We start from the raw sequence: 25,000 nt of genomic DNA, 5'->3' as shown, positions 1-25,000 counted from the left end.
CCTGTACGAGTGCCCACACAGATGATTGCTTTATATTGTTAAAGAACGTTGCAGCGCCAACTCTAGGAGCTTGCTGCGAAGTGGAGCGCCATAATAAACGTTTCACTTTTCAAGTCAACACTTAATTTGAATTTCTTTTTGAAACCAAACTCAGTTTTACTCAACTCTCTGATTCGACTCTTGCCTCGCTAAGCGTTGCTGTCTGCCGTCTCAGTGGGGTCGCATTATAGAGCGGCGAACTTTTTTGGCAAGCGCTTTTTTGAATAAAACTTTAAAAAAGCGCTTAACCGCTCAAAAATCAAACCAAACGTCTGTTTTATGCACTTTCATCTGTCATAAACTTCAATTAAAGTTAAACAATATGAGATTTTTTGAGCAATCTTATTGCTATGTTTATTTATATAGTTAAGATATGACCTGCCTTATTGTTAAATTAATGTTTATTTTTTGTATATTGGTAATCCAAAATGAATCTTCCTAATCAAAAATCTATTATTGTTGCCGTAGTTTTAGCTGTAGTCGGCTTTTTTATCGCTGAGTTTGTATTAAGTACCTTTCTTAGTTCATCTGTTTTATTTGCTGTTGGGCTTTTTGTAGGGGCTTTTATTGCAGCTTCACTCAATACGCCTATTGATGAAGCAAAAGTTAAAACAAAAACACTTTATGTAGGCAATTTGCCTTACCGTGCAAATGAAGGGGTTGTGCGTGAATTATTTGAAAGTCACGGTAAAGTTTTCTCTGTTCGACTATTGAAAGATAAAAATACAGGTAAACGCCGTGGTTTTGGTTTTGTAGAGGTCGCTGAAAAGGACGCATCTACAACCATTTCCGCGCTGAATGATTTCGAGTTTCAACAACGCACTTTAAAAGTCCGTGAAGCGAAACAAAAATCTGATGACAACGAGAGCTCTTTTAGTTCTGAGACAACGGATCAATCAGTTTAATTTCAGATACTGAAACCTTGTTGCTATTAATAGGAGCTGTTGCGTAATATCGTACCAGCTCTTTTTTTATGCCCTTTCCCCAATGCTTACTTTGTAAAATGCTCTCTACACGATTGGCAATGGCTTGACCTGAATCGATCAGTTGTATAGCGCTCCCTACTATCGCCTGAAGCTCATCTTTTAATATCGGGAAGTGCGTGCACCCCAATACTAATACATCATTATCTTGTGTAATTGCTAACTTTTCGCATTCTGCGAGAAGCTTTGCATGATCGACCTGCCCATGCCAAAATTTTTGCTCTGCCAGTTCCACCAATTCCGTAGAACCATAAAGGTTTACCTTTGCTTGCTGCGCGTGTTCTGATATTAAACTATGAGTATAGACATTCTGAATTGTCCCAGGAGTGGCAAGTAGGCCTATTTGTCCTTTTTTCGATAATAAAGCCGCAGGCTTAATTGCTGGCACTACACCCACTATTGGAATTGAAGTTTGGCTGCGTAAAAACTCTAATGTTTGAGTACTCGCGGTATTGCAAGCAATAACAATAATATCAATTGTTGGATGCAGAGTTTGAATGGTCAGCAACTTTGCATGAAGACGCTGCCTTAATACTTCAACATTTAAGCGACCATAAGGCATAAATAGATTATCCATCACGTAGGAATATTGTGCATATGGATATTTTTGCTGAATATGTTCCAATACCGTTGTTCCACCGATACCAGAATCAAAAATGACTATGTGGGGCTGCAAACTAACATCTCCAATTAAACCAAATGTTAGTTTGCCATATCTACTAATTTAAGCCTATCTCAAAAAGTATGGTTGATTTCTTTATCTGCTTTATTTGCTTGCTTTGTTTCTAGTAAGGAGTATTGCTCAAAGACAGTCCGACTATAATCCAGTAGTTTATCAAGTTTGTCTTTATCTTGATTCAACCACTCCAGAAGACTCACTAATTCAGATTCTATATTTAATGGCTTTGCTTGCTCTCTTGCACGACCTAACCCTTCATTTATAGGCCTCAATTGTTCGGCTAAGTCTTGGCCTGGTATATTGCGTTGATACTGCTTAACGTTACTCATTGATTCAGTTTGCTGCAAATTCATAGAAAAAGCAGCCAACTGAGATGTATCCATATTTAAATCCAAAGCCTTTTCAAACGCTTCATCAATATTGCCATAAAAAAAAGCATCACTCACGCCTTGCAGATCAGCCATTAATGAATTGATGGCTTCTTGCTCGTCTTCATCTAACTCACCATTTACCTCTAAGGTAAAACCATAATTAAATGATGTTGAAGACTGAGATGCAAACCGCGCTTCTTGTTCGTTCGATTGAAATGCTATTGCTTTAGATTGTGAGAAATCAGCATTAAAAGTAATATTAATCTCATCACCATCAAGAGTTTTAATGCTCAACTGAGCGCCATTATTTAAACTGTATTGACTTGCTTGGCGGTAGTTACTAAAGATCTCATTTGATGGTGCAGCTTTTGAAAAAAGCGATTCACTAAGATCATCGAGTCCCTTTGACATCAGCTCTTCACTCTTAGCTATACCTTCGCTGACTTCTTCGGTTAATAACCCAGATTCTTCTAACTCTTTTTCAGCCTCCTCAATCCCGATTGCGATACCTTTTCGCGCTTGATCAAGCATTGACTGCAATTTATCTTGATCGGCACCTTCACCTTGCGCTTTTAAAACAGCTCCCTTCACAAATCCCAGTACGTTTTTGGCTACTTCTTCAAAATCGAACAAAGAGTCCGTGCTAGTTTTTTTGCTGTCAGGCATTGATAAAGTATCGGCTAATTTATTGCCCATCACTTTTGCCGCGATACTCTTCAGATCGGTTTGATATCCTTGCTTGGGTAAGCCTATATCGCTACTCGATTTTTCTTGAGTTTTAATAAATTTATTAAATAAATTCGCAGGCTGAAAACCCGGTAGACCAATTTTCATGATCTTTCTCCTATGTAATCTATATCCATATTATCGGCTAAAATAGCATTTCCTGTAGAAAAAAGAATAAAATTCATACAATCATTAACGTGACTCAAAATAGGGATCATAAATGGCTTATTCCGTATTAGCACTAGACAAATAATCCATGCCCCATAAAATAGCGCGACAAATTTAGACAGAGGCAACACTCATGGCTGTGATTACAATCAATCCTGCGCTTTATAACCAGCAACTATCCGAAAAGAAAAATACAATTAGTGCGCAATTTGCTCGGTTTGGCGCAAATAATATTGAAGTGTTTGCATCAGAAGAAAAGCATTACCGCCAACGCGCTGAATTTAGGGTCTGGCACGAAGGTGATGACCTTTACCATATCATGTTTGATCAACAGACCAAGCAGAAGATCCGTGTTGAACAGTTTGACCCTGCAGCACCTGTTATTTTCGCGTTAATGCCACGCCTCATTGAAGAACTAAAAAGCCAAGAGGTGCTGCGTCGAAAGCTATTTCAAATTGACTACCTATCGAGCCTCAGTGGTGAAATACTTGTGAGCATGCTTTACCACAAGCCTCTTGATGATGAATGGGAACAGGCAATTACAGCGCTTAAAGAAAAGCTTTCTCACGAATTTAAAATTGATTTTATAGGGCGAGCTCGTAAGCAAAAAGTAATCTTAGGTAATGACTATGTTGTCGAGCAACTTGATGTTGCAGGAAAAAAACTAATATATCAGCAAGTTGAAAACAGTTTTACCCAACCCAACGCCAAAGTAAACCAAAAGATGCTGGAGTGGGCCCTCGATATTAGTCAGCATTTAGAAAATGATTTATTAGAACTGTATTGCGGTAATGGTAATTTTTCGATTGCACTAGCACCTGCATTTAATCGTGTATTAGCGACTGAAATCTCTAAGTCATCGGTCGCTTCGGCACAATTCAATATTAAAGCTAATAACATAGATAACTTAGATATTATAAGAATGTCGAGTGAAGAATTTACACTTGCTATGAAAGGTGAACAAGAATTTTCACGCCTAAAAGGCATTGATTTATCTAGCTATAATTGTCAAAGTATTTTAGTCGATCCACCAAGAGCCGGATTAGATACTGAAACAACTAAGTTAGTACAGAACTACGACAACATTCTCTATATCTCCTGCAACCCTGATACCTTAGAACGAGATTTAGATGCCTTAACAACGACCCACAAAGTCGAGCGTTTTGCTATTTTTGATCAATTCCCCTACACCCACCATATTGAATCAGGTGTATTTTTAACTCGCAAATAAATTAAAGCAGCATTAGCTGCTTTTTCTCTCTTTGTTATACATCGATGCGCCTTTGGCAATGAAACGTAATTGCCAAATTAATCGCTCAACTAATTCTGCTCGCTGCGGCTTATCTAAATCAAGCGCCTCTGCTCCGGCGTTAAATACAATCGTAACCATCGCTTCAGATTGGATATAGGCTTGCTTCACATCACAATGGGTTTCTATTTCTAAATAATGTGCTAACTCTAAAATAAAGTGCTTTATTTCACGCGCAACGGCTGCACGAAATGCTTTAGAAGTCCCCGAACGCTCTCTTAAAAGTAATCGGAATTGATTACTGGATTGTTCAATAAATTCCATAAAAGTATGAACTGAAATAGTAATAATACTGCCGCCACATTCTATTCTACTGCGAGCTTGGCGCATGAGTTGCCTCAAAGTTAATCCCGCTTCATCAACTAAAGTCAGGCCTAACTCATTCATATCCTTAAAATGGCGATAAAAAGAAGTTGGGGCAATTCCTGCTTCTCGAGCAACTTCACGCAAACTTAGATTCGAAAAGCTATGTTCTGCACTTAATTGATTAAATGCAGCTTCAATTAATGCTTGCCTCGTTTTTTCTTTTTGCTTCGCTCGAACGCCTGACATCTATACCCCCCATAAATTGCTAAAAAGCAGTTTATCATATTTACTTAACCAGCAAATTACTAACTGTTCTCGATATTGTCACTTGACTGAATGCGCTGGAACCACTATTTTAGCGTACAGTTGTACGCTGAGATTTTTATTATGAAAAAACCACCTATAATTTGGACGAATGTCTTATTTTTTACCATCACATTTATTGCCGCACTTGTATTAGTCCCTTGGTACGGCATAACTTATGGCTTTAGTTTTGCTAACTGGGCGGCTTTTGTTGGCTGTATGTTTTTTGCAGGGCTGTCAATTACAGCCGGTTATCATCGACTTTGGGCGCATAAAACCTACGATGCCCATCCGGTTATTCAATTTATTTTTGCCATTGGTGGTGCATTTGCGATTCAAAACAGTGCCCTGCATTGGAGTTCTGACCATCGTATTCATCATGGTCAGGTCGATGACCCAATTAAAGATCCTTATGCAGCGACGAATGGTTTTTGGTACAGCCATATTGGTTGGATGCTAAGGGACTACCAAGGTGATCACTATTCAAATTACGATAACTGTCGTGATTTACAAAAGAATAAAATTGTTATGTGGCAGCATAAACATTACCTCTTATTGACTCTTATATCTAATATTGGTCTGCCATTGCTGCTCGGCCTGATGTTTGGTGATATTTGGGGCATGCTAATTTTAGCTGGTGTATTGCGACTCGTATTGAGTCAACACTTCACTTTTTTCATCAACTCCATTGCTCATATATGGGGAACTCGCCCCTACACCGAAAGCAATACAGCTCGTGATAATGGTTTGTTAGCACTGTTTACTTATGGTGAAGGTTATCATAACTACCACCATATTTTTGCAAGCGACTACCGCAATGGTATCCGATGGTGGCATTACGATCCGACTAAGTGGATGATAAAATCACTCTCATACATTGGATTAACAAGTAAGTTAAAAACAACGCCAATTGAGCGAATCGAAAAAGCAAAAGCAAATACCTTAATGCAGCGCACTGCAATCAAGTTACAAAAAGACCAAGTCGCCCATGCGAAACTTGAGCTATTGCAACAAGAATACGATGTTTTAATTAAAAAATTGCAAAGTTACTGTAAACTAAAAAAACAATTGCTTGATGCAAAAAAGAATACCATGCTCAAACAATGTGAAAAGTCAGCATTAATCACACAATATAGAGATTTAGAGCTGGCTTGGCAAAAGCAAAAGCAATCATGGCTTGAGCTCAACGCCCAATTATTGAGAGCTAGATATAGTTAAAGAGGACACAGAGTGGCTAAAACAAAAGAAGCAAAAGCGTCACCAACGAAAGTAACTTACCAGTATGATGCCATAATCATTGGTACAGGCCCTGGCGGTGAAGGTACCGCTATGAATCTGGCAAAAAGCAAAAAGCGGGTTGCGGTGATAGAAAAGCAACCTTCTGTTGGTGGCGGTTGCGCGCATTGGGGAACCATCCCTTCAAAGGCGCTTCGCCATTCAGTTAGCCGCTTAATTGAGTTCAATACGAACCCACTTTTTAATGCGAGTGAGCAGCGAAATCGACTCACTTTTCCTGACATTCTTAATCATGCCAGTACAGTCATCTCTAAACAGGTGAATTTAAGAACCAGCTTTTACGACCGCAATCGTATTGATATATTTCATGGTGAAGCTTCATTCATAGATAAGCACACCCTACGAATCACCCAACCTGATGGTTCGTTTGAAGATATGACGGCGCAAACAATTGTGATTGCTACGGGCTCTCGCCCATATCGCCCACCAGCGGTTGATTTCGAACATGGTCGTATTTATGACAGTGATACGATTTTAAAACTCAACCATGATCCACGCCATATCATTATTTATGGTGCTGGAGTGATTGGCTGTGAATACGCTTCAATTTTTCGAGGTTTAGGTGCAAAAGTTGACTTAGTGAATACCCGAGATCGTTTGCTAGCATTCACTGATGCCGAAGTATCTGATGCATTGAGTTACCATTTCTGGAATAGTGGTATCGTCATTCGTCATAATGAAGAGCTTGCTAAAGTCGAAACTCGTTCTGATTGCGTGATATTCCATATGGAATCAGGCAAAAAGATGCAAGCCGATTGTGTCTTGTTTGCAAATGGCCGCACTGGTAATACCGACAAGTTAAACCTGCAAGCAATCGGTCTTGAAGCAGATGGCCGTGGTTTATTAAAAGTTGATGAAAATTATCGTACTCAAATTGATAACATTTATGCTGTGGGTGATGTCATAGGTTACCCTAGTTTAGCCAGTGCTGCATTTGATCAAGGTAGAATTGCAGCGACCGCAATTTTACACGGACAATGCCCTGAACGCATTATTTCAGATATTCCGGTGGGTATTTACACTATTCCTGAAATCAGTTCAGTGGGTAAAAATGAGCAAGAACTAACAACAGCAAAAATCCCTTACGAAGTGGGTAGAGCGCAATTTAAACATCTTGCTCGTGCACAAATTGCAGGCACAGAAGTTGGCAGTTTAAAAATACTCTTTCACATTGATACGAAAGAAATTTTAGGCATACATTGCTTTGGTGAGCGTGCATCTGAAATTATTCATATCGGTCAAGCCATTATGGAACAACGAAATGGCGGGAATAATATTGAATACTTTATTAATACGACCTTCAATTACCCAACAATGGCTGAAGCGTATCGTGTTGCAGCTCTCAACGGTTTGAACCGTTTAATAAAATAACCGAAATGATCAAAAAAAGGGCACCTTTTGTGCCCTTTTTTATTGGTTACTATTGTTTCCGTGTAAAATTCTTGTAAACTAATTTCATCAAAAGAATAATAATAGGCTGTTAAGATGAAATGTGCTGCTTTAGGGTTTTTATCCGCTTTAACATTTTGTTCTACCTCTGTATTTGCTGACTTCGATTCAGTACAAAGACTGCTTAGTGAAAAAAATTACACTGAAGCCGCCACAGAATTGACCAAGTTAGCTCAAACAGGGCACCCAGAAGCACAGTTTCAGCTCGCATCTTTGTATGAGCAAGGCTTGGGTGTAGAAAAAGACATCACTCAAGCTTATGCTTGGTACCTCGTCGCGAAAGATTTTGATAACTCAGCAGCCGCTGAAAAGTATAGTGTTTTACGTAAAGTCATACCTTCTCGCAAAGAGGGGAAAGACCGTTATCGTGCAATTTCAAAGTTATACGGTAAAAAACAACACCAACAGCAATATACTCCAATCGTGAAACCTTCTCGTTTTTACCCAGAGCGTGCAACGATTGTAAGTAAAGTAGAGCCTGATTACTCAAGTGACTTACTCGCAGCACAAAGCGCATGGGCCACAGTTGCCTACAATGTCAATGAAAGCGGCCATGTTGAAGACGCACGTATTCTTGCTTCTTTTCCAAAAAATGCGATTGATGATCAAGTACTTGAAGCTGTGAAACAATGGAAGTTTGAGCCAGTTAAAAGACGTAACGGTGAACCCGATCGTGTTAACGACTTGTTTTATACTTTCAAAATAGAGAGTAATAGCAGCTCCAATCATCGTAAATATGAAAAGCAGCTCGAAGAATATACCGGCAAACTAAAAGCGCTTGCTGATGGTGGTAATAGTTATGCACAAGCACGCTATGCGCTGATGCTTGAGCATGAAGTAATTGAAAACCCATCAGAGCAAGCAATAAATTGGTACTATAAAGCTGCAATAAATGGCAATAATGATGCGCAACTTAGATTAGTTCACTGTTTTGAAAATGGTGAAGGGTGTCAACCTGATGAACGTAAAGCGTTTAACTGGTTAGAGAAAGCCAGTCAGGGTGATAATTACCGGGCACAATTTCAGTTAGCAAAAACCTTATTGAACTACGAAAGTGTTCACTATAACCCGCTACGTGCTGTCGGTATTTTAAAAGAAGCAACTCACAATCAGTATCTTCCAGCGATGACTGAATATGCGCATTTGTTAGCGTTTTCAGATAACCCTAAGATCCGTGATATTCAATCTGCGATTAAATATGCAGAGCTTGCACGTTCTTTAGATCCGACACATCCAGTTTTACTGTCTGTACTTGGTGCTTCTTATAGTGAACTTGGTCGCGTTGAACAAGGCGAAGAGTTACTACAACAGGCGTTTGAAGAAGCTCAACAAAGAAATTGGCCAACTCGTAGTTATTTAAATTTAATTGAAGGTGGTAAAGCTGCGATGATGGCAAATGGTGCCAGACTTACTTACTAACCCATTACTTCAAGTAAATAAAAAAGGAGCCTGTGGCTCCTTTTTTATTTACTGCATGCTTTTACAGATGATACAACTTTGATAACTCATGTACTGAATTAATAAATGCTCCTGCATTTTCAGGATCAACATCAGGGGTAATGCCATGCCCAAGGTTAAACACATGACCACTGCCCGCACCAAAACCATCGAGTATCTTTTGTACCTCTTGTCGAATACGCTCAGGGCTGGCGTGTAACATCGCAGGATCCATATTCCCTTGTAATGCGACTTTATCACCCACACGAGACTTCGCATCTGCGATATCAATCGTCCAATCAAGACCTAGTGCATCACAGCCAGTTGCAGCCATCGCTTCTAACCACATTCCACCATTTTTAGTAAACAATGTGACAGGAACTTTACGACCGTCATACTCACGGATCAGACCATCAACAATCTTTTCCATATAACCAAGTGAGAACTCTCGATAATCACGAGGCGTTAAAATACCACCCCAAGTATCAAAAATCATCACAGACTGCGCACCCGCTTTAATTTGTGCATTCAAATATAAAATCACTGAATCAGCGAGCTTGTCGAGCAACATGTGTAAAATCTCTGGCTCAGCAAACGCCATTTTCTTAATTTTGCCAAAAGTTTTACTGCTACTGCCTTCAACCATGTATGTTGCTAGCGTCCAAGGCGAACCTGAAAAGCCAATAAGTGGTACATCACCCTTTAGCTCTCGACGTATAGTACGCACAGCATTCATGACGTAACCTAGCTCTTGCTCTGGATCTGGGATAGGCAGGTTAACAACATCACGCATATCTAAAATCGGACGTTCAAATTTAGGGCCTTCACCTGTTTCGAAATATAAACCCAAACCCATTGCATCAGGAATGGTTAAAATATCACTAAATAAAATAGCAGCATCAAGCGGGAAACGGCGTAATGGCTGAAGCGTTACTTCACAAGCAAGCTCAGCATTTTTACACAGACTCATAAAATCACCCGCTTCTGCACGCAGCGCGCGGTACTCAGGTAAATAACGGCCGGCTTGTCGCATCATCCAAACTGGCGTTGCATCCACAGGTTGTTTCAATAAGGCACGTAAATAACGATCGTTTTTAAGTTCGCTCATAAAGTTCTCATTCTGCTACTGGGGTAATCCCATTTAATCAGGCAATTGTATCATTATGATAGCCCACGCTCTATGTGCAAGATCAAACAATTACATAAACTTTGAAATAAACAGTTGCAGGCAAGTAAATTAATTGTTATAAAATAGCTGCGCTAGTAAATAAGAACAATAAGAACTTGTCTAAACAAGTCAGCAAAAGAATTTAAACCACCTTCGGGTGGTTTTTTCTTTTTTAAATCAATAAAAAGCGTACTTTCTCCTCTTTTCCCTTGAAAAATAAGCCAATATATTTCAATGACTTAAATTTTATCTGCTTGAATTGTAAAAAATCAGTTGATCTTTTGTTCATATTTCATTGTTATAGAGAAAACGTTAAGTTCGCAAGGGAGATAGAATATGCTAACAAGACTAGAACAAGCCCAAGAGTCATGGGGTGGATCCCACTCAGTTATTGATTCATGGTTAGAGGAACGTCAAGAATTATTAGTGCAATATTGTAAACTTGTTGGTTTGCCACCTTACGAGCGTAGTGATAATGCTCTGCCTGACAAAGACGAAATTCAAAGCTTCTGTCAAATTCTCGTAGATTATTTATCAGCAGGACATTTTGAAATTTACGATGACATTGTGCAAGCGTGTGAAGAAAAGGGGCCGCAAAGCTTAGCCCTTGCCAAAACTCTTTACCCAAAAATCGCAAGTTCAACCGATTTAGCTTTAAACTTTAATGATCAATATGCCGACGCTAAGAAAGGACAAGACTTTTCAAAATTTGATAGCGATCTTTCTGAACTCGGTGAAGTCCTTGAGCAACGTTTTGAATTCGAAGATGAGTTGATTGATAATTTATATTCAAATCATTTAGATAAATAAAAAAACGGGATTAAATCCCGTTTTTTTATTTAAAAAGATAACCGCTACTTATTCGCTTGCAACTGCTTCTTTTTCTGGTTGTTCAATATCTAATAACTCGACTTCAAAGATAAGCGTAGAGTGAGCAGGGATAGAACCTGTTGCGCGATCGCCGTATGCTAATTCAGATGGAATCGCAAACTTAAACTTAGAACCAACACTCATCAATTGAACACCTTCAGTCCAACCTTTAATCACGCGGTTAAGTGGGAAGTTTACTGGTTCATTACGCTTGTAAGAACTATCAAACTCAGTACCGTCAATTAAAGTCCCTTTGTAGTGAACAACAACTACATCAGTTTCAGCAGGTTGTGCACCTTCGCCAGCTGTGATTACTTCATACTGTAATCCTGACTCAGTTGTAGTTACACCTTCACGCTTGCTATTTTCAGCTAAAAACGCAACACCTTTAGCTTTGTTTTCTTCAGCTTCAATCTTTGCTTGCTCAGCTTGCTTTGCGCGCACGTCAGTATCTAACTGGGTTAATACTTCGCGGATTTTTTCATCATCGATTTTTGCAGAGCCAGCTAACGCATCTTGGAAGCCTTTGATTAATAAAGCTTGGTCTAATTCAAAACCTAACTCTTTTTTATCTGCTAAATCTTTATTTAAGAATCCACCGACAGATGCACCAATGCCGTATGCTTGCTGTTGTGCTGCAGTTTCTAACTTAACTTCTACTGCTTGTTCTTTTTTTGCTTCTTGATTACAGGCTGTAAGAGCGAGCACAGACGCTGCGATCAAAGATAACTTTAGTGTTTTTTTCATTATTGTCTCCGACATACCATTTGGTAGCCAATTCTCTATACTTAACTAATTAAAAATAACGGCCAACGTGATAGGCTGCTTGCATAACTAGTTCGATATGAAATAGTTATTAAAACAGCCTGGGACCAAAATCGCCCCTTAGTCTAACCTCTTGCTTAGCAAGAGTTAAGGAAAAATACGCGCAAAATGACGATATATCGCACTATTTTTAGCTTACTAGTAGCGGCCTCTTTAACCGCTTGCGGTAGCCAATCAGAATTACCGAGCAATGCAACCGAGCATGCCATACAAGGTGCTTATGATGCTAGTTTATCCGATGATGGAACCTTGGGTCTTGTTTCATCAGTATCTCATGGCCTTGCTTTATGGGACCTGAATAAAAATGGCCTTAAATATCAATGGAGCCACCAACAAGTAGAAGATAACTTAGTGCTCTCTACAGAAATTAGCTTTGATAACAGTACCGCTGTCAGCGCCGATAAAGAAAACTTTGCTTTATGGGATATCAATAGCGGCGAGAATATCGGCTTTTGGAAAATAAAAGACTCTTCAATCAGAGATATTGCCGTCAGCAATCAAGGCCGCCATGTGCTGTACGGCAAAAGTAATGGGGTTGTGGTGCACATTGATATGCAAACGGGCCGACGGATTGAATTTTTAGGCCACCAAGAAAAAATTAACGCTGTTGATATGTCGCCAAATGGTTATTACGCCCTAACTGGCTCTAACGATTATGCCGCTTTTTTATGGGATACACGCACAGCGCAAGTTATTCACCGCTTTAATCACCCCAGCCGAGTCACCCAAGTGACGTTAGACCCCAAAGGCCGCTATGCATTCACAGCCGATAGCCAAAAACAAGCTCGCATTTGGGATTTACAAACAGGTCAAATGATTTCTAACTTACAATATTCAAGTCGCCAGCAAATTTTTAGCGCCGCGCGCTTCAATGCAGAAGGCAATTTATTATTAACTGGGTCACCAACACGTAAAATTGCACTTTGGGATGCAAAAACCGGCCAACAATTACAGACATGGCATGTCACCCCAAGAAAAGAGTCTCGACCTCAATCTGCAGTGGTGTATGATGTCGCCTTCAAAGCTGATGGGCAAACCATTATTAGCGAAAGTTCCAGTGGCCTTGCGGAAACTTGGCAAATAGAGAAGAAAAAATGAGTGATTTAGAAACCAGAATTTACGAACTAGAAGCCAAAGTGGCCTTCCAAGATGAAACCATCGACATTCTCAATGATGAAATCCGAGAACACCAAAAAATAATCGCGATTATTCAGCGTCAAACCCAGTTATTAGCCGAAAAAATTAAAGAAGTGCAAAACAGCCCTAATAGTGACGGCCCCTTGGTTGAGCCGCCTCCACCACACTATTAAGCTACTCAGGTTTAAACACGCCAATCACTTGCTCAAATTGGCGTGTAGACGCTTGTACAGCACCATCGGGCTGAGTCATTTTATGGCCACAAGATAAGCATTCAACTTTTTCAACATCATGCTCTTTATAAAGCTGCATCATATCCATAGTCTGACATTCAGGGCACACTGCACCCGCGATAAAACGTTTTTTTTGCTTCATGATTGCGCCCAACACGACTGAATTACTCGCTATTTTAACTCTGTTTCTTCACTCACAACAGCGCTATTTTAAGCCTCGGATACAATTTATACGTTTAGCTATAACTATTTCGATCGCTTGCTTGATATACTAACGCTAATTTTAAACGCTATAGACTGTATCATGATCCAGATTTCGCAACTCGAACTCCTACGCGGCGCAAAACCTTTACTAAAAGAAGCCAATGCCACTTTATATCCTAGCCATAAAGTCGGTTTAGTCGGAGCCAATGGCTGTGGTAAATCTAGTTTATTCGCCTTATTAAAAGGTGAATTACATCTCGATAGCGGCGACTGCCAGGTTCCAAAAGATTGGAGCATTTCCTCTGTAAAACAAGAAACACCTGCATTAGACATTTCAGCCCTCGAATATGTTTTGCAAGGTCATGTTGGTTATTACAAAATACGCGCGCAGCTGCACCTTGCGGAAAAAAAACAAGATGGTGAGTTACTCGCCCTCGCCCACCAGCAGCTTGAAGGAATAGGTGGGTATTCTATCGAAGCAAAAGCCGGCGAACTCCTCCATGGATTAGGCTTTAGCAATGACCAAATTACCTTACCGGTCAGTTCTTTTTCTGGTGGATGGCGCATGCGCCTCAACTTAGCACAAGCACTTATCTTTGAAGCTGACTTGTTATTACTTGATGAGCCAACTAACCACTTAGATCTTGATGCGGTTTATTGGTTAGAGCGATTTCTAAAAGCCTATACCGGTACGTTAGTGCTTATTTCTCACGACAGAGAATTCCTCGATGCCGTCATTGATGAAATTTGGCACATTGAAAACCAAAAAATCAACGTCTACAAAGGTCATTACTCACAATTCGAACGGCAAAAAGCAGAGCGTTTAGCACAACAACAAGCAAGCTTTGAAAAACAGCAAGAACAAATTGCTCACCTCGAAAAGTTCATCGCTCGCTTCAAAGCAAAAGCCAGTAAAGCAAAACAAGCACAAAGCCGTGTTAAATCGCTTGAGCGCATGGAAAAGCTTGCCCCTGCCCACGTAGACTCTCCATTTGATTTTGAGTTTGCAGAGCCCCTCGCTTTGCCTAATCCTCTTATGACCTTAGATCAAGCTAAAGCAGGTTATGGCGACATCACTATTTTAGACAGCATCAAACTCAATTTAGTACCGGGTAGTCGCATTGCCTTACTTGGCCGAAATGGTGCAGGTAAATCAACACTGATTAAATTACTTTCGGGTGAACTTGCCCCACAAAGTGGTGAAGTATTTCAACACAAAGGCTTAAATATTGGTTATTTTGCCCAGCATCAGCTTGAATCACTCGACCTAACAGCCAGTGCCCTATTGCACATACAACGTTTAGACCCACAAGCAACAGAACAAAAAATTCGAGATTTCCTCGGCGGCTTTGCTTTTTTTGGCGATAAAGCACTCGAACCTGTTGCGCCTTTTTCTGGCGGTGAAAAAGCTCGCTTAGTGTTAGCTATGCTCGTTTATCAAAAGCCGAACCTCTTATTACTCGATGAGCCAACCAACCATTTAGATTTGGAAATGCGCCATGCGTTAGTAATGGCACTTCAAGGCTTTGAGGGTGCGATGGTCACTGTTTCCCACGATCGTCATATGCTCAAAAATACTGCTGACGAGTATTATTTAGTCGACCAAGGGCAAGTTACCCCTTTTGGTTATGACCTTGATGAATACTATCAGTGGTTATTAGCCGCCAATAAGGCAGACTCTGCAACAGAGGCTAAAACCGATAAAAGCCACAGCGCCGTTAATCGTAAAGATCAAAAACGCCGAGAAGCTGAATTTCGAAAAGAAGTGCAGCCGCTCAAAAAGAAAATTAGCCAATTAGAAACTAAGCTCGATAAAAGCACCGCAAAACTGAGCGAAATAGAAATGGCGCTGTCTGATGGCACAATATATGAAGCAGATAATAAAGCGCAATTAACCCAACTATTGGCGCAACAAGCGCTGCTCGTCCCCGAACATAATGACACTGAAGAACAGCTACTAGAATTGCTTGAAGAACTTGATAATAAAGAAAGTGCCTTTCATGCCGACTGCGATTAACTCACAGGCATTTTGGCAATTTAGTCTCGATATTTATCGCCACCCACAGGTGGCGAATACTCTTTTAGAATGGCAAGATACCGATGATAAAAACGTCAATCTCTGCCTATTTTTACTCTATTTAAATACCTTAAACATTCAGCTATCTGCTCATCAATTGATGCAGTTAATTGCTGCACTCACTCCTTTTAATAAGCAATTTACTGCTCCATTACGAGCATTAAGAGCACAGCTCAAAAAGCAATACTTTACATTGCCTCACTACGAAACAATGCGTGCTCAAATGCTTGCCACTGAATTGAGCTTTGAACAGCAAGAGCAACATCTGCTGGTTGAAGCCTATCATCAATTCCTTACTCATCATCATGCACAACCCGATAACCTCGCGCTTTACATTAGCGATCGCACATTAGCCAAAAAACCTGATCTAAATCAAACTCTCCACCAGCTCATTCATTCAACCGAGTAAAACTTGATCTAAATCAGATCTAGTTTGCCATCGCTCTTATATCTTTACCTTATTGAAGAAATAGGAGAAACGCCATGAACGTATTTTTTAGAGATTTTTTTAGCGACCCAGTGTTGTTTTTTTCATTCGGATTTCTTGGTGTCGTTATTTCATTATGTATTTTTTACGTTGTGTATTTCATGAAAAAGATTAATGAGGCTGAAGTGCCTGAGTAAAGAGTTAAGCACGACGCGCTAAAGCACCAAACTAAGCCCGCTTAGTTTGGTGCTTTATTTTTTTCTGATACACTGCTCAGGTGTATTACAAAACATCTTTAGGATCATGAACGGTAGTTTTAAACCCGCTTGGTGGATGAGCAACAAACATGCACAGACCATACTCCCTCGTTTTTTTCGCCCCAAACTGGCGTTAAATGTTGAGTATGAAACGCTCACCACACCCGATCAAGACTTCCTCGAACTTGCATGGGCAACCCCGGCAATTACGAGCGACACTCGACCATTAGCAGTCGTCTTCCATGGTTTAGAAGGCAACATCGATAGTTTTTATGCTAAAGGTATGATGAAAGCATTACATACCAATGGCTTTGATGTTGTGCTCATGCATTTTCGAAACTGCTCTAAATTGGCGAACTTGTTGCCTCGTGCTTATCACAGCGGTGAAACAACCGATGCACGCTATTTGTTTGAAACGTTAAAAGCACGTTTTCCGAATAAACCATTAGTCGCTGTTGGCTTTTCACTGGGAGGAAATGTGTTAGCGAAATATTTAGGGGAATTTAAGCAGCATAGTTTACTAAATGCCGCCGCGGTTATTTCTGCGCCCCTTGATTTAGCGAGCTCCTGTCAGGTCATTCGTAAAAGCTTGGCAAAAATTTACCAACGCTATTTATTGGGGCGCTTAAAAAAGTCAACAGCGCGAAAATTACCAACAATCGAGCAACAAATTCAACTTAGCAGTGATGAGCTCGCAAACATTAACGATTTACTCGAGTTTGATAATCGCGTTACCGCCCCCTTACATGGCTTTCGAAATGCCGATGATTATTATCAACAGTCCAGTGCTAAACCTTATCTAAAAGATATCGCCACACCCACACTGATCGTGCATGCGCACGACGACCCGATGCTTTCACGCCAAGCTGTCCCGCTTCAGGAAGAAGTCAGTGAACATGTAGAACTGGCCGTCTCACAAAAAGGAGGCCATGTCGGTTTTATTAGTGGCGCGAATCCATTGAAACCCGTATTCTGGCTTGAGCAAAAAATTCCCGCATTCTTTAAGCGAACCTTATTATGATTATCCCTTATGACGCCTTAGCAAAAGACACGCTCGATAACTTAATTAAAGAATTTATTCTGCGTGAAGGGACTGATTATGGCGAACTTGAATATTCTACAGACGATAAAATTGCTCAAATACGCCAGCAATTAAAATCTGGAGAAGTTGTTATTGTCTTTTCGGAGCTACATGAGAGTGTCAATATCATGACTGCTCGCACCTTTGCAGAGCAGCCTGAAGAGCACCTAAGTCCAGATTATTAAGATCATTTAACGCGCAGGCCTTGTAACGCGATAGAGAAACTCACACAATGGTTTTTTGACAATAAACAATAAGAAAAACCATGAAACTCATCACCAGCCTTTCATTGTTAGCGTCCAGCTGCTGCGTAATGGCGCAACAATCAACAGGAACAGAGTTCACCCCAGCCTCTCAACGAGCAATTGAATTAACACAACATACTATCTTGGTTGATACACATATTGATGTACCCTATCGGTTGGAACATCAATGGGAAGATGTCAGCCAAGCAGCTGGCGGCGACTTTGACTACCCTCGCGCAGTAAAAGGCGGACTCAATGCGCCTTTTATGTCGATCTATATTCCTGCTGGACTCGAAAAAACCGGCGGCTCCTATGCATTAGCAAACAAGCTCATTGATTATGTCGAAGCCATTGTTGGCCGTGCACCGGATAAGTTTGCTATTGCAGATTCAGTCAGCGATGTGCATGCCCACTTTAAAGCAGGCAAAATCTCACTGCCTATGGGCATGGAGAATGGTTCGCCAATCGAAGGGAAGCTTGAAAACCTCACTCATTTTTATCAACGTGGCGTACGCTATATCACTTTGGCACACTCACAGAGTAACCATATTTCTGATTCGTCCTACGATCTACGTCGACAATGGCAGGGTTTGAGCCCATTTGGTAAAGAGCTCGTTAGCGAAATGAATAAAATAGGCATGATGATTGATGTCTCTCACATCTCTGATGATGCTTTTTATCAGGTCATGGCACTTTCAAAAACGCCAGTCATCGCGTCACACTCCTCACTGCGTAAATACACGCCTGGGTTTGAACGAAATATGGATGATAAAATGCTCTTAGCCCTCAAAGACAATGGCGGCGTAATCCAAATTAACTTTGGCTCTAGCTTTGTCACGGCCACTGCGGGTGCATGGGGTGATCAATTTAAAGCAAAACGTAGCGAAGTAGCACAAAATAATGCTGCAGATAGCCCTGTAGTCAAAGACTTCCGTAAAGCCTATCTAGCCAAAAACCCCTATCCGTTTGCCTCATTAGCAAACGTACTGGATCATATTGACCACGTAGTGAAGTTAATTGGTATCGAGCACGTGGGCATAGGGTCAGACTACGATGGTGTGGGCGACTCTTTACCGATTGGCCTAAAAGATGTCGCAAGCTACCCAAATTTAGTGCAAGGTTTACTCGACCGAGGCTACAGCGACACTGATATCATCAAAATACTCAGTGGCAATGTACTTCGCGTCTGGCAAGATGTTGAAGACTACGCAGCCAAGCACTAAAATCACATCAGTGAAATGCTGATGATCAGCATTTCACTGATTCGATAAGTAATAAATAAGCAGTAAATAAAACCTAACTAAATAAAAAGATACAATTTTAGTCACTGAAATCTTGGTTATCTTTTAGAGCTATGTAAAACTGATCATCGAACGATTAACAGCAGCAGATCAGGTGACAATGAATGTCCGATTTAAAAGCTTGGAAACTTATCAGTCTGTTTTGTTTGTTTAGCTTAATGCTGGGATGCGAATCAAAAGAAGAACGCACTCAACAAACAATCAAATACACACTCGAACAAGCCTCACAAGAGATCAACACCTTAGGTGACGCGCTTGATAACCAACAAATACGCAATGCCAAACTTCTTAGTGAATATGGCAAAGTATTAACTCAAACCAACCCTCAACTGAGCGCCATTGCAGAACTGGTCGCGCAGGATGCGACCAAACAAGGTCCTTTGTATCAAAATCTACTTACTCGACTCAATGAGCTGAAAACCCCCGATCCGACCCTCAGCAGTGCAGAGATCATAGAACAAGCGTCCTTACTTAAAGAAGCCGCTAGTTTGAGCTTGTTTGCAGATGCACTAACCGATCCGATCAACGTTTTAGCTGATATGTCCAATGGCTCCCTTGCACGTGTTGGCGCCATTAGTAAAGCCGCCGAAGATGCCGCCAATGGTGATTTAGCGGGGGCTGGCAATCAACTGGTTGGAAATGCCAATTACGGTCAGTGGCAAACGAACTCAAATGGCATTAGCTTTTGGCAATGGTATGGCATGTACCGTATGTTTGGTGATGTGGTCGGTGCCATAGAATATGGCAGTTGGAGCAAACGCCGAAAATATAGCTATTACAATGACTATGGCCGCAAACGTTATACCGGTTATAAACAGTATAAGCAGCAGACAACTGTCGAAAATCGCACGCGCCAATCTTATAAAAGCCAAGGCAAACAATTTACCAGCCCCTACGCTAAAACCAAAACAGGGGCGTCAGGCTTAAGTCGCAGTAGCCATACCCCACCAGCCACGCGCAGCAGTTACTCAAAATCGAGTAGTTATGCAAAATCGAGCTCTGGCTCTGTGCGCAATAGCTCAAATAGAACCTCGCGCGGCGTCAGCCGAGGCAAATAACGCATAAGTAGCGGAGTTTAATAAATATGTACCAAATTAACGGATTAACAGCTTGGTCAATTCAAGCACTTCTAATAGATTTTGTAATTATCGTCACCCTATTTGTCAGCCTAAAGTTTATTAAAGGCTGGGTATCAAACCTGCACGCAAATGATGAAATTACTGAAAAAGATAACTTTGCTTTTGGCCTCAGCTTTGCGGGCGGATTAGCAGGTTTAGCCATTGTATTGACTGGTGTCACTAGCGGAGCCTTTGCAGACTCGTTGCTGCAAGAAGCTACACAAATGGCCGGTTACGGGCTAATCGGCATTGCACTGATTAAGCTTGGGCACTTTTTTCAAGATAAAGTCGCCCTGCAAAAAGTAAACTTACATGATGAAATCATCAAAGGTAACATCACTGCAGCTCTCATCGATTTTGGCCATGTTATCAGTGTTGCAATCGTAATTCGCTCAGCTCTTATTTGGGTGCTCACCGAAGGTTGGTATGGTTTACCTATCGTGATTGCCGCGTTTGTGGTTGGTAACATCTGCATGTTGCTGATCAGCCAATATCGTGTACAACTATACAAACGCACCAACCGCAACGGTGACTGTTTACAACAAGCCATTTTAGATAACAATATTGCTGTTGGTATTCGCTATGCTGGCTTTTTAATTGGTAGCGCCCTCGCGTTAACTGCGGCCACAGGCATTGCCCCTTATCTAGCAGACAATATTAATTCAAGCTTGCTGTTTTGGACGCTCTCTGCGCTTGGCAGTTTAATGGCTTTTATTGTTTTGCATTTGGTGATGATTAAAGTCATCTTAGCTGGCAAAGACATTTCCGATGAAGTGAATCGTCAACGAAATATTGGTGTTGCAACAATCTCTGCAGCAATTTCATTTGCTGTGGGGATGACAATGGCGACGTTGCTCGGTGCCTAAATCTTGACGACATCAACTTCACCTAGTACATCCGTTGTGACCAGCAATCTTAAATTGCTCGGTCACGACATCCTCTTAATTAGTGTGATGGCCATCCTCGCAGGTTGTGGCCTAATCTATGAATATTTACTCTCTCATTACGCTGGACGCATTCTAGGTTCGGTTGAGAGTGCCATTTATGCCATGATTGGGACTATGATTGTGGCGATGGGAATTGGCGCATTTTTAGCGCGCTGGTTTAAAGACCCATTCACTGCATTTGCTTGGTTAGAAAGCCTAATTGCCCTGCTTGGTATGAGCAGCATTTTAATTATCGCAAGTATTATTGCCGTTAGTTATACCTTACCCCATACCTTTGCCAGCCTTTACAATTTACCCGCAGACGCTGTACTCGATGGCGCCTTGTTTGAGCAGTTTCAAAATTTCGCTCGTTTTTTACCGTATATTTTTGGTTTGATCCTCGGCATCTTTATTGGCATGGAAATCCCGCTGATTGCACGTATTCGCCAGCACGTTTATGGTCGATTTTTAGAAAACAACGCTGGTACAATTTACGGTGCTGACTACATTGGCGCTGGAGTCGGTGCCGCAATTTGGGTACTTGTAATGTTAGCGCTACCCATTATGCAAGCCGCTGCTTGGACGGCATTATTTAATGTGATTGCAGGGCTGATTTTTTTATGGCGTTATCATCAGCATGTGCGCTTTGCTAAACTCTTGCTGGTTTGTCATCTGTTACTACTGGGTTTATTTGCGATCTTTTTAGTATACGCGACCACTTGGATGAAGGACCTCAGTAATGTACTTTATAAAGATAAAGTGATTTATTCAGAGTCAACCAAATATCAGCATGTGGTGATTACTGAGCGCTTAAGTCGCACGCAAGCGGCACCCATCAATGATTTATTCCTTAATGGCCGTTTGCAGTTCTCAAGTGCTGATGAGCAAATTTACCACACCATGCTAGTGTACCCAGCCATGCTCGCAGCGAATCGCCATGATCACGTGCTCATTATTGGTGGTGGTGATGGTTTAGCCCTACGAGATGTCCTGAAATGGCCTGTTAAACAAGCAACATTGATTGATCTAGATGGCCAATTATTGACTCTGTTTGGACTTAGCGGCACTGAGTTTCAAACCCCGCCATCAATAACAGACAAGCTGAAAGACTTAAATCTCGATGCGCTAAATGATCCTCGCGCTACAGTCGTCGTTGCAGACGCCTTTTTAGAAGTTGAACGAATGCTCGATCAGGGCTTGCAGTTCGATAGCATCATCATTGATTTGCCCGACCCAAATCACCCCGATCTCAATAAACTTTATAGTGATTATTTTTATAACCATGTAAAACAGCTATTAGCTCCAGATGGCGCGTTAGTAATCCAATCAACCTCTCCTTACCATGCCAAAAAAGCATTTATAAGCATTGCTAAGACTGTCAAACATGCTGGGTTTGCCCATGTAGAGCAATACCAACAAAATATTCCTTCATTTGGGCAATGGGGATGGACTATAGCCACGCGAACAGGTCAGCCGGCAAGTGCGCGAATAGCTCAAGTGAGCAACTTTCCAGTACAAAGTAACTGGATCAATCAAAATTATTTACAAGCCGCCTTTGCATTCCCAAACAACTTCTTTTCTTCCAATAAAGAAATAGAAGTCAATAGGTTAGGCTCTGGTGTTTTATATGATTATTATCGTCAAGCATGGCAAACAGAATCTGAATTGTATAAAAATTAACTGCGCAGTGTTGACATAATATGTCACCTGTGCAAATCTTAACTCAGACATACTATGTCAAAGTGAATAAGGTAAAAAAGATGGAATTAAACGAATTATCAATCAAGCTCGCGTCATTCGAAACTGAGGGCGCAAACTTTGAATCTTTCTTAATCGCTAATCCTGGCGAACAAGAAGTATTGCAAGTGATTGTAGATGGGAATGATGAGTTACCTATTTTCGTTACTCAAACACAAGAGCAGCTGCTATGTATCAGCTACCTGTTTAACGAAAGTGAAGTCAAAGCTGAATTACGAAATGAATTAAATGAAGCACTTTTAAAGCTGAATGTTCCAATCCCTTTAAGTGCTTTTGCCAAAATTGACGATCAATACGCCATTTTTGGAGCCCTTGCTGTCAGCTCATCTTTTGATGAAGTTACACATGAGTTGGTGACGCTGGCAGACAATGCAATTGATGCATTGGATGCCGTCACAGCTTATTTAAACGAATAATGGTGGAGTAAGAATTATGAGTATTTTAAAGAAATTATTTACTGCGGTACGTGGTGGTGCAAGAGAAGTTGGTGAATCAATCGTTGATGCAAACGGCATACGCATTTTTGAGCAAGAAATTGCTGACGCACAAAATGCATTGCAAAAAGCCAAAAAAAGCCTGACTGAAGTCATGGCAAAAGAAATGCAAACCAAACGTAAAATCAGTGCATTGAATGACAGTATTGCTGAGCATGAAGCTTATGCAGGCCAAGCGCTTGAAAAAGGTAATGAAGCCTTAGCGCTAGAAATAGCTGAAAAAATAGGTGATTTTGAAACAGAAAAAGCCGAGCATGATCAAGTATTAGCCGGTTTCAGCAATCATATTGTAGCTTTAAAACAACAAGTTAAAGATGCTGAAAAATCGATCAAAGAAAACCAACGACAGCTCACTATGGTTAAAACCACAGAAAGCGTCCAAAAGGCAACAATGGCGGTCAACAGCACGCTTAATACCAATGAGTCGTCAATGACTAATGCTCGTCAGTCACTTGAGCGTATTAAACAGCGCCAGCAAGATCGTCAAGACCAACTTGGTGCAGCAAAGCAACTTGAAGCGGCAACCAATGGCGATGATTTAAAAGCTAAACTAGCCGAAGCTGGAATTGGTGAGCAAAACCAAAAAAGTAGCGATATTCTTGCTCGCATCAAAGCCAAACAAGCGCAATAAGCTTATAGCGTTAACTAAAAGGAGGCTAAGCCTCCTTTTTTGTCTACCAACTTTAACAAACAGGTGAATTATGTTTGGTTTTTTTAAATCTAAAAAGCCGGTTGAGCGCCAACTCACTCACGCTAGTCAGTTAAAAACCGGTGATATGCTGACCTTAATTGATTCTTTTGCATACCCTAGCTGGCTAAAAGGACAGACTTTAAAAGTAACAGATGTTCAAACATATCAATATCAGCACAGTGCTGAGTACGAATTCGTTTTAGAAAGCGAATCTGGTCAAGTAGTTTTTTTACAGATTGAACGCGAAGATGGCGAGGAGTTTGCAAATTTTTCGATTAAAATCCAACGTGATGACGTGGATGCAATTTTCACACTCGATGAGTTTGCCCGTATATTTGATGAAGAAACATTAACTCACATTACAACGGCAACAACACCTGAAGCCTTTGAACGCTTTTTAGCATCGTCATATAAGCAATCTGAAGCACCTTATGTCTGTTATTTTCACAATAAAGATTACCGGCAATTATCACTGCCTCGCTATCAAGACGAAAGCGGTGAGCCCTGCGAGGTGATCAGCTTGGCCTCCGATGATGAAAACCACAGTCTTAATATCGAAATCTGGGAAGGGGGTGAGACAGAAGTATCGCTGACTTTAAGCCGTCCGATTAGTGACATTGTCGACTTGTTTCCAGGTCATGCATCGTGACAGATAAACAGGCAAAATGGCAACGCCAAGAGCAAGCTGTCCGTGCCACACAAATGGCGTTTGATTTAAGCAGCGAAGTACAAAAAAGCATAAAAAAGCAAGCTATTGACGAAGAACTGACCCCCTCTGATATGATCAGAAAAATTCTTGCTTTAGATGTTAAATCTAAAAAAACACGTCAAAGATTATCGTTTAATTTAAGCGATGAAGAAATTATACAACTGGCACAACGTTTTAATGTTGACCCTGATGATAAGCGAGCAGTAAAACAACAAGTTGCAGACTTGCTAATTCAACATACAAAGCCCACAAGTTAACAACTAGCACTTTGCTGTTAATAAAAACCTGACTTCATATCAGGTTTTTTTATGCCTATCAAACTTAGAAATGATTGTTCAAGCAACATATCCAGCACCTAATAACACATGCAAAGCACTATCAGAGTAAACAATATAAATATAGATAAAAGCGAT

General features: G+C 40.8%; 26 protein-coding genes. 20 read left to right on the top strand and 6 right to left on the bottom strand.

Annotation, left to right across the window (positions count from 1 at the left end; all coding sequences use genetic code 11):
• Positions 1–467 precede the first annotated feature (467 nt).
• The gene (locus PULV_RS15380) at positions 468–944 is read left to right on the top strand and encodes an RNA recognition motif domain-containing protein (RefSeq protein WP_086746003.1); all 477 of its coding nucleotides are present in this window, start codon (positions 468–470) and stop codon (positions 942–944) included.
• On the opposite strand, the gene murI is transcribed toward PULV_RS15380, so the two are convergent.
• Positions 913–1,698, bottom strand: coding sequence for a glutamate racemase (gene murI / locus PULV_RS15375; RefSeq protein ID WP_086746002.1), 786 nt, complete (start codon positions 1,696–1,698; stop codon positions 913–915). The genes PULV_RS15380 and murI overlap by 32 nt on opposite strands.
• Before the next feature lie 59 nt (positions 1,699–1,757).
• Entirely contained in the window at positions 1,758–2,906 is a 1,149-nt protein-coding gene (locus tag PULV_RS15370; RefSeq protein ID WP_193332186.1) for a DUF5610 domain-containing protein, read from the bottom strand.
• Between the two features lie 193 nt (positions 2,907–3,099).
• Between PULV_RS15370 and trmA the strand changes: the two genes are divergently transcribed.
• Positions 3,100–4,197 carry a tRNA (uridine(54)-C5)-methyltransferase TrmA gene (trmA, locus tag PULV_RS15365; protein ID WP_086745999.1) on the top strand — a complete coding sequence of 366 codons (1,098 nt, stop codon included), beginning with the start codon at positions 3,100–3,102 and terminating at the stop codon, positions 4,195–4,197.
• A 12-nt stretch (positions 4,198–4,209) separates the two neighbouring features.
• On the opposite strand, the gene fabR is transcribed toward trmA, so the two are convergent.
• On the bottom strand, positions 4,210–4,827 hold the full coding sequence (fabR, locus tag PULV_RS15360; protein WP_086745998.1) for an HTH-type transcriptional repressor FabR: 618 nt from the start codon (positions 4,825–4,827) through the stop codon (positions 4,210–4,212).
• Between the two features lie 141 nt (positions 4,828–4,968).
• On the opposite strand from fabR, the gene PULV_RS15355 reads away from it, so the two are divergent.
• The 3 genes from PULV_RS15355 (at position 4,969) to PULV_RS15345 (ending at position 9,048) form a co-directional block, all read left to right on the top strand.
• On the top strand, positions 4,969–6,102 hold the full coding sequence (locus PULV_RS15355) for a fatty acid desaturase (protein WP_086745997.1): 1,134 nt from the start codon (positions 4,969–4,971) through the stop codon (positions 6,100–6,102).
• A gap of 12 nt (positions 6,103–6,114) precedes the next feature.
• A complete protein-coding gene (sthA, locus tag PULV_RS15350; protein ID WP_086745996.1) occupies positions 6,115–7,551 on the top strand; it encodes a Si-specific NAD(P)(+) transhydrogenase in 1,437 nt (478 codons plus the stop codon).
• Between the two features lie 114 nt (positions 7,552–7,665).
• Entirely contained in the window at positions 7,666–9,048 is a 1,383-nt protein-coding gene (locus PULV_RS15345) for a TonB family protein (RefSeq protein ID WP_193332185.1), read from the top strand.
• 61 nt (positions 9,049–9,109) lie between these two features.
• On the opposite strand, the gene hemE is transcribed toward PULV_RS15345, so the two are convergent.
• Positions 9,110–10,174 (bottom strand): uroporphyrinogen decarboxylase, encoded by a 1,065-nt coding sequence (hemE, locus tag PULV_RS15340; RefSeq protein ID WP_086745994.1) that lies wholly within the window; start codon positions 10,172–10,174, stop codon positions 9,110–9,112.
• 396 nt (positions 10,175–10,570) lie between these two features.
• Between hemE and rsd the strand changes: the two genes are divergently transcribed.
• A complete protein-coding gene (rsd, locus tag PULV_RS15335) occupies positions 10,571–11,044 on the top strand; it encodes a sigma D regulator (protein ID WP_193332184.1) in 474 nt (157 codons plus the stop codon).
• A gap of 48 nt (positions 11,045–11,092) precedes the next feature.
• Here rsd and fkpA read toward each other — a convergent pair whose 3' ends face one another.
• On the bottom strand, positions 11,093–11,851 hold the full coding sequence (fkpA, locus tag PULV_RS15330; protein ID WP_193332183.1) for an FKBP-type peptidyl-prolyl cis-trans isomerase: 759 nt from the start codon (positions 11,849–11,851) through the stop codon (positions 11,093–11,095).
• A 186-nt stretch (positions 11,852–12,037) separates the two neighbouring features.
• Between fkpA and PULV_RS15325 the strand changes: the two genes are divergently transcribed.
• Together PULV_RS15325 and PULV_RS15320 are read left to right on the top strand one after the other, a co-directional pair.
• Positions 12,038–13,027, top strand: a complete 990-nt coding sequence (locus PULV_RS15325) for a WD40 repeat domain-containing protein (protein WP_193332182.1) — start codon at positions 12,038–12,040, stop codon at positions 13,025–13,027.
• Positions 13,024–13,239, top strand: coding sequence for a SlyX family protein (locus tag PULV_RS15320; protein WP_086745990.1), 216 nt, complete (start codon positions 13,024–13,026; stop codon positions 13,237–13,239). The genes PULV_RS15325 and PULV_RS15320 overlap by 4 nt, the downstream gene beginning before the upstream one ends.
• A gap of 1 nt (position 13,240) precedes the next feature.
• Here PULV_RS15320 and PULV_RS15315 read toward each other — a convergent pair whose 3' ends face one another.
• Positions 13,241–13,441: a YheV family putative zinc ribbon protein gene (locus PULV_RS15315; RefSeq protein WP_086745989.1), complete on the bottom strand. Its 201-nt coding sequence runs from the start codon at positions 13,439–13,441 to the stop codon at positions 13,241–13,243.
• Between the two features lie 162 nt (positions 13,442–13,603).
• Here PULV_RS15315 and PULV_RS15310 point away from each other — a divergent pair, with 162 nt between their 5' ends.
• The 12 genes from PULV_RS15310 to PULV_RS15255 all read left to right on the top strand — a co-directional run bounded on the left by PULV_RS15310 (position 13,604) and on the right by PULV_RS15255 (position 24,844).
• Positions 13,604–15,520, top strand: coding sequence for an ATP-binding cassette domain-containing protein (locus PULV_RS15310; protein WP_086745988.1), 1,917 nt, complete (start codon positions 13,604–13,606; stop codon positions 15,518–15,520).
• Complete coding sequence (locus tag PULV_RS15305) at positions 15,504–15,989, top strand: TIGR02444 family protein (RefSeq protein ID WP_086745987.1); 486 nt, start codon at positions 15,504–15,506, stop codon at positions 15,987–15,989. The genes PULV_RS15310 and PULV_RS15305 overlap by 17 nt, the downstream gene beginning before the upstream one ends.
• Before the next feature lie 321 nt (positions 15,990–16,310).
• Positions 16,311–17,285 carry a hydrolase gene (locus PULV_RS15300; protein ID WP_193332181.1) on the top strand — a complete coding sequence of 325 codons (975 nt, stop codon included), beginning with the start codon at positions 16,311–16,313 and terminating at the stop codon, positions 17,283–17,285.
• Entirely contained in the window at positions 17,282–17,530 is a 249-nt protein-coding gene (locus PULV_RS15295; protein WP_086745985.1) for a YheU family protein, read from the top strand. The genes PULV_RS15300 and PULV_RS15295 overlap by 4 nt, the downstream gene beginning before the upstream one ends.
• A gap of 80 nt (positions 17,531–17,610) precedes the next feature.
• Complete coding sequence (locus PULV_RS15290; protein WP_086745984.1) at positions 17,611–18,813, top strand: dipeptidase; 1,203 nt, start codon at positions 17,611–17,613, stop codon at positions 18,811–18,813.
• Between the two features lie 182 nt (positions 18,814–18,995).
• Positions 18,996–19,949, top strand: a complete 954-nt coding sequence (locus PULV_RS15285; RefSeq protein WP_086745983.1) for a hypothetical protein — start codon at positions 18,996–18,998, stop codon at positions 19,947–19,949.
• A gap of 26 nt (positions 19,950–19,975) precedes the next feature.
• Entirely contained in the window at positions 19,976–20,875 is a 900-nt protein-coding gene (locus tag PULV_RS15280) for a DUF350 domain-containing protein (RefSeq protein ID WP_193332180.1), read from the top strand.
• Between the two features lie 87 nt (positions 20,876–20,962).
• Positions 20,963–22,615 (top strand): polyamine aminopropyltransferase, encoded by a 1,653-nt coding sequence (locus tag PULV_RS15275; protein ID WP_405127497.1) that lies wholly within the window; start codon positions 20,963–20,965, stop codon positions 22,613–22,615.
• Positions 22,616–22,695: 80 nt separating this feature from the next.
• Entirely contained in the window at positions 22,696–23,109 is a 414-nt protein-coding gene (locus PULV_RS15270; RefSeq protein WP_086745980.1) for a YjfI family protein, read from the top strand.
• Positions 23,110–23,125: 16 nt separating this feature from the next.
• Positions 23,126–23,818 carry a PspA/IM30 family protein gene (locus PULV_RS15265; RefSeq protein WP_086745979.1) on the top strand — a complete coding sequence of 231 codons (693 nt, stop codon included), beginning with the start codon at positions 23,126–23,128 and terminating at the stop codon, positions 23,816–23,818.
• A 70-nt stretch (positions 23,819–23,888) separates the two neighbouring features.
• The gene (locus PULV_RS15260; RefSeq protein ID WP_086745978.1) at positions 23,889–24,527 is read left to right on the top strand and encodes a hypothetical protein; all 639 of its coding nucleotides are present in this window, start codon (positions 23,889–23,891) and stop codon (positions 24,525–24,527) included.
• A 53-nt stretch (positions 24,528–24,580) separates the two neighbouring features.
• Positions 24,581–24,844: a hypothetical protein gene (locus tag PULV_RS15255; RefSeq protein WP_405127496.1), complete on the top strand. Its 264-nt coding sequence runs from the start codon at positions 24,581–24,583 to the stop codon at positions 24,842–24,844.
• The last annotated feature ends 156 nt before the right edge of the window (positions 24,845–25,000 follow it).

The organism is Pseudoalteromonas ulvae UL12 (assembly GCF_014925405.1).
Lineage (GTDB): Bacteria > Pseudomonadota > Gammaproteobacteria > Enterobacterales > Alteromonadaceae > Pseudoalteromonas > Pseudoalteromonas ulvae.
The sequence above is the reverse complement of the archived record's forward strand: the minus strand, read 5'-3'. Positions and strand labels throughout refer to the sequence as shown.

What these genes read in the sequence shown, in the direction of transcription:
- PULV_RS15280 (WP_193332180.1), top strand. Translation starts at nt 19,976, where the DNA reads ATGTACCAAATTAACGGATTAACAGCTTGGTCAATTCAAGCACTTCTA.
- PULV_RS15380 (WP_086746003.1), top strand. Translation starts at nt 468, where the DNA reads ATGAATCTTCCTAATCAAAAATCTATTATTGTTGCCGTAGTTTTAGCT.
- PULV_RS15295 (WP_086745985.1), top strand. Translation starts at nt 17,282, where the DNA reads ATGATTATCCCTTATGACGCCTTAGCAAAAGACACGCTCGATAACTTA.
- PULV_RS15270 (WP_086745980.1), top strand. Translation starts at nt 22,696, where the DNA reads ATGGAATTAAACGAATTATCAATCAAGCTCGCGTCATTCGAAACTGAG.
- PULV_RS15305 (WP_086745987.1), top strand. Translation starts at nt 15,504, where the DNA reads ATGCCGACTGCGATTAACTCACAGGCATTTTGGCAATTTAGTCTCGAT.
- PULV_RS15260 (WP_086745978.1), top strand. Translation starts at nt 23,889, where the DNA reads ATGTTTGGTTTTTTTAAATCTAAAAAGCCGGTTGAGCGCCAACTCACT.
- PULV_RS15300 (WP_193332181.1), top strand. Translation starts at nt 16,311, where the DNA reads ATGAACGGTAGTTTTAAACCCGCTTGGTGGATGAGCAACAAACATGCA.
- PULV_RS15265 (WP_086745979.1), top strand. Translation starts at nt 23,126, where the DNA reads ATGAGTATTTTAAAGAAATTATTTACTGCGGTACGTGGTGGTGCAAGA.
- PULV_RS15255 (WP_405127496.1), top strand. Translation starts at nt 24,581, where the DNA reads ATGGCGTTTGATTTAAGCAGCGAAGTACAAAAAAGCATAAAAAAGCAA.
- PULV_RS15285 (WP_086745983.1), top strand. Translation starts at nt 18,996, where the DNA reads ATGTCCGATTTAAAAGCTTGGAAACTTATCAGTCTGTTTTGTTTGTTT.
- PULV_RS15290 (WP_086745984.1), top strand. Translation starts at nt 17,611, where the DNA reads ATGAAACTCATCACCAGCCTTTCATTGTTAGCGTCCAGCTGCTGCGTA.
- fkpA (WP_193332183.1), bottom strand. Translation starts at nt 11,851, where the DNA reads ATGAAAAAAACACTAAAGTTATCTTTGATCGCAGCGTCTGTGCTCGCT.
- fabR (WP_086745998.1), bottom strand. Translation starts at nt 4,827, where the DNA reads ATGTCAGGCGTTCGAGCGAAGCAAAAAGAAAAAACGAGGCAAGCATTA.
- PULV_RS15275 (WP_405127497.1), top strand. Translation starts at nt 20,963, where the DNA reads ATGGCCATCCTCGCAGGTTGTGGCCTAATCTATGAATATTTACTCTCT.
- PULV_RS15320 (WP_086745990.1), top strand. Translation starts at nt 13,024, where the DNA reads ATGAGTGATTTAGAAACCAGAATTTACGAACTAGAAGCCAAAGTGGCC.
- PULV_RS15345 (WP_193332185.1), top strand. Translation starts at nt 7,666, where the DNA reads ATGAAATGTGCTGCTTTAGGGTTTTTATCCGCTTTAACATTTTGTTCT.
- trmA (WP_086745999.1), top strand. Translation starts at nt 3,100, where the DNA reads ATGGCTGTGATTACAATCAATCCTGCGCTTTATAACCAGCAACTATCC.
- PULV_RS15355 (WP_086745997.1), top strand. Translation starts at nt 4,969, where the DNA reads ATGAAAAAACCACCTATAATTTGGACGAATGTCTTATTTTTTACCATC.
- hemE (WP_086745994.1), bottom strand. Translation starts at nt 10,174, where the DNA reads ATGAGCGAACTTAAAAACGATCGTTATTTACGTGCCTTATTGAAACAA.
- PULV_RS15370 (WP_193332186.1), bottom strand. Translation starts at nt 2,906, where the DNA reads ATGAAAATTGGTCTACCGGGTTTTCAGCCTGCGAATTTATTTAATAAA.
- PULV_RS15325 (WP_193332182.1), top strand. Translation starts at nt 12,038, where the DNA reads ATGACGATATATCGCACTATTTTTAGCTTACTAGTAGCGGCCTCTTTA.
- PULV_RS15310 (WP_086745988.1), top strand. Translation starts at nt 13,604, where the DNA reads ATGATCCAGATTTCGCAACTCGAACTCCTACGCGGCGCAAAACCTTTA.
- rsd (WP_193332184.1), top strand. Translation starts at nt 10,571, where the DNA reads ATGCTAACAAGACTAGAACAAGCCCAAGAGTCATGGGGTGGATCCCAC.
- PULV_RS15315 (WP_086745989.1), bottom strand. Translation starts at nt 13,441, where the DNA reads ATGAAGCAAAAAAAACGTTTTATCGCGGGTGCAGTGTGCCCTGAATGT.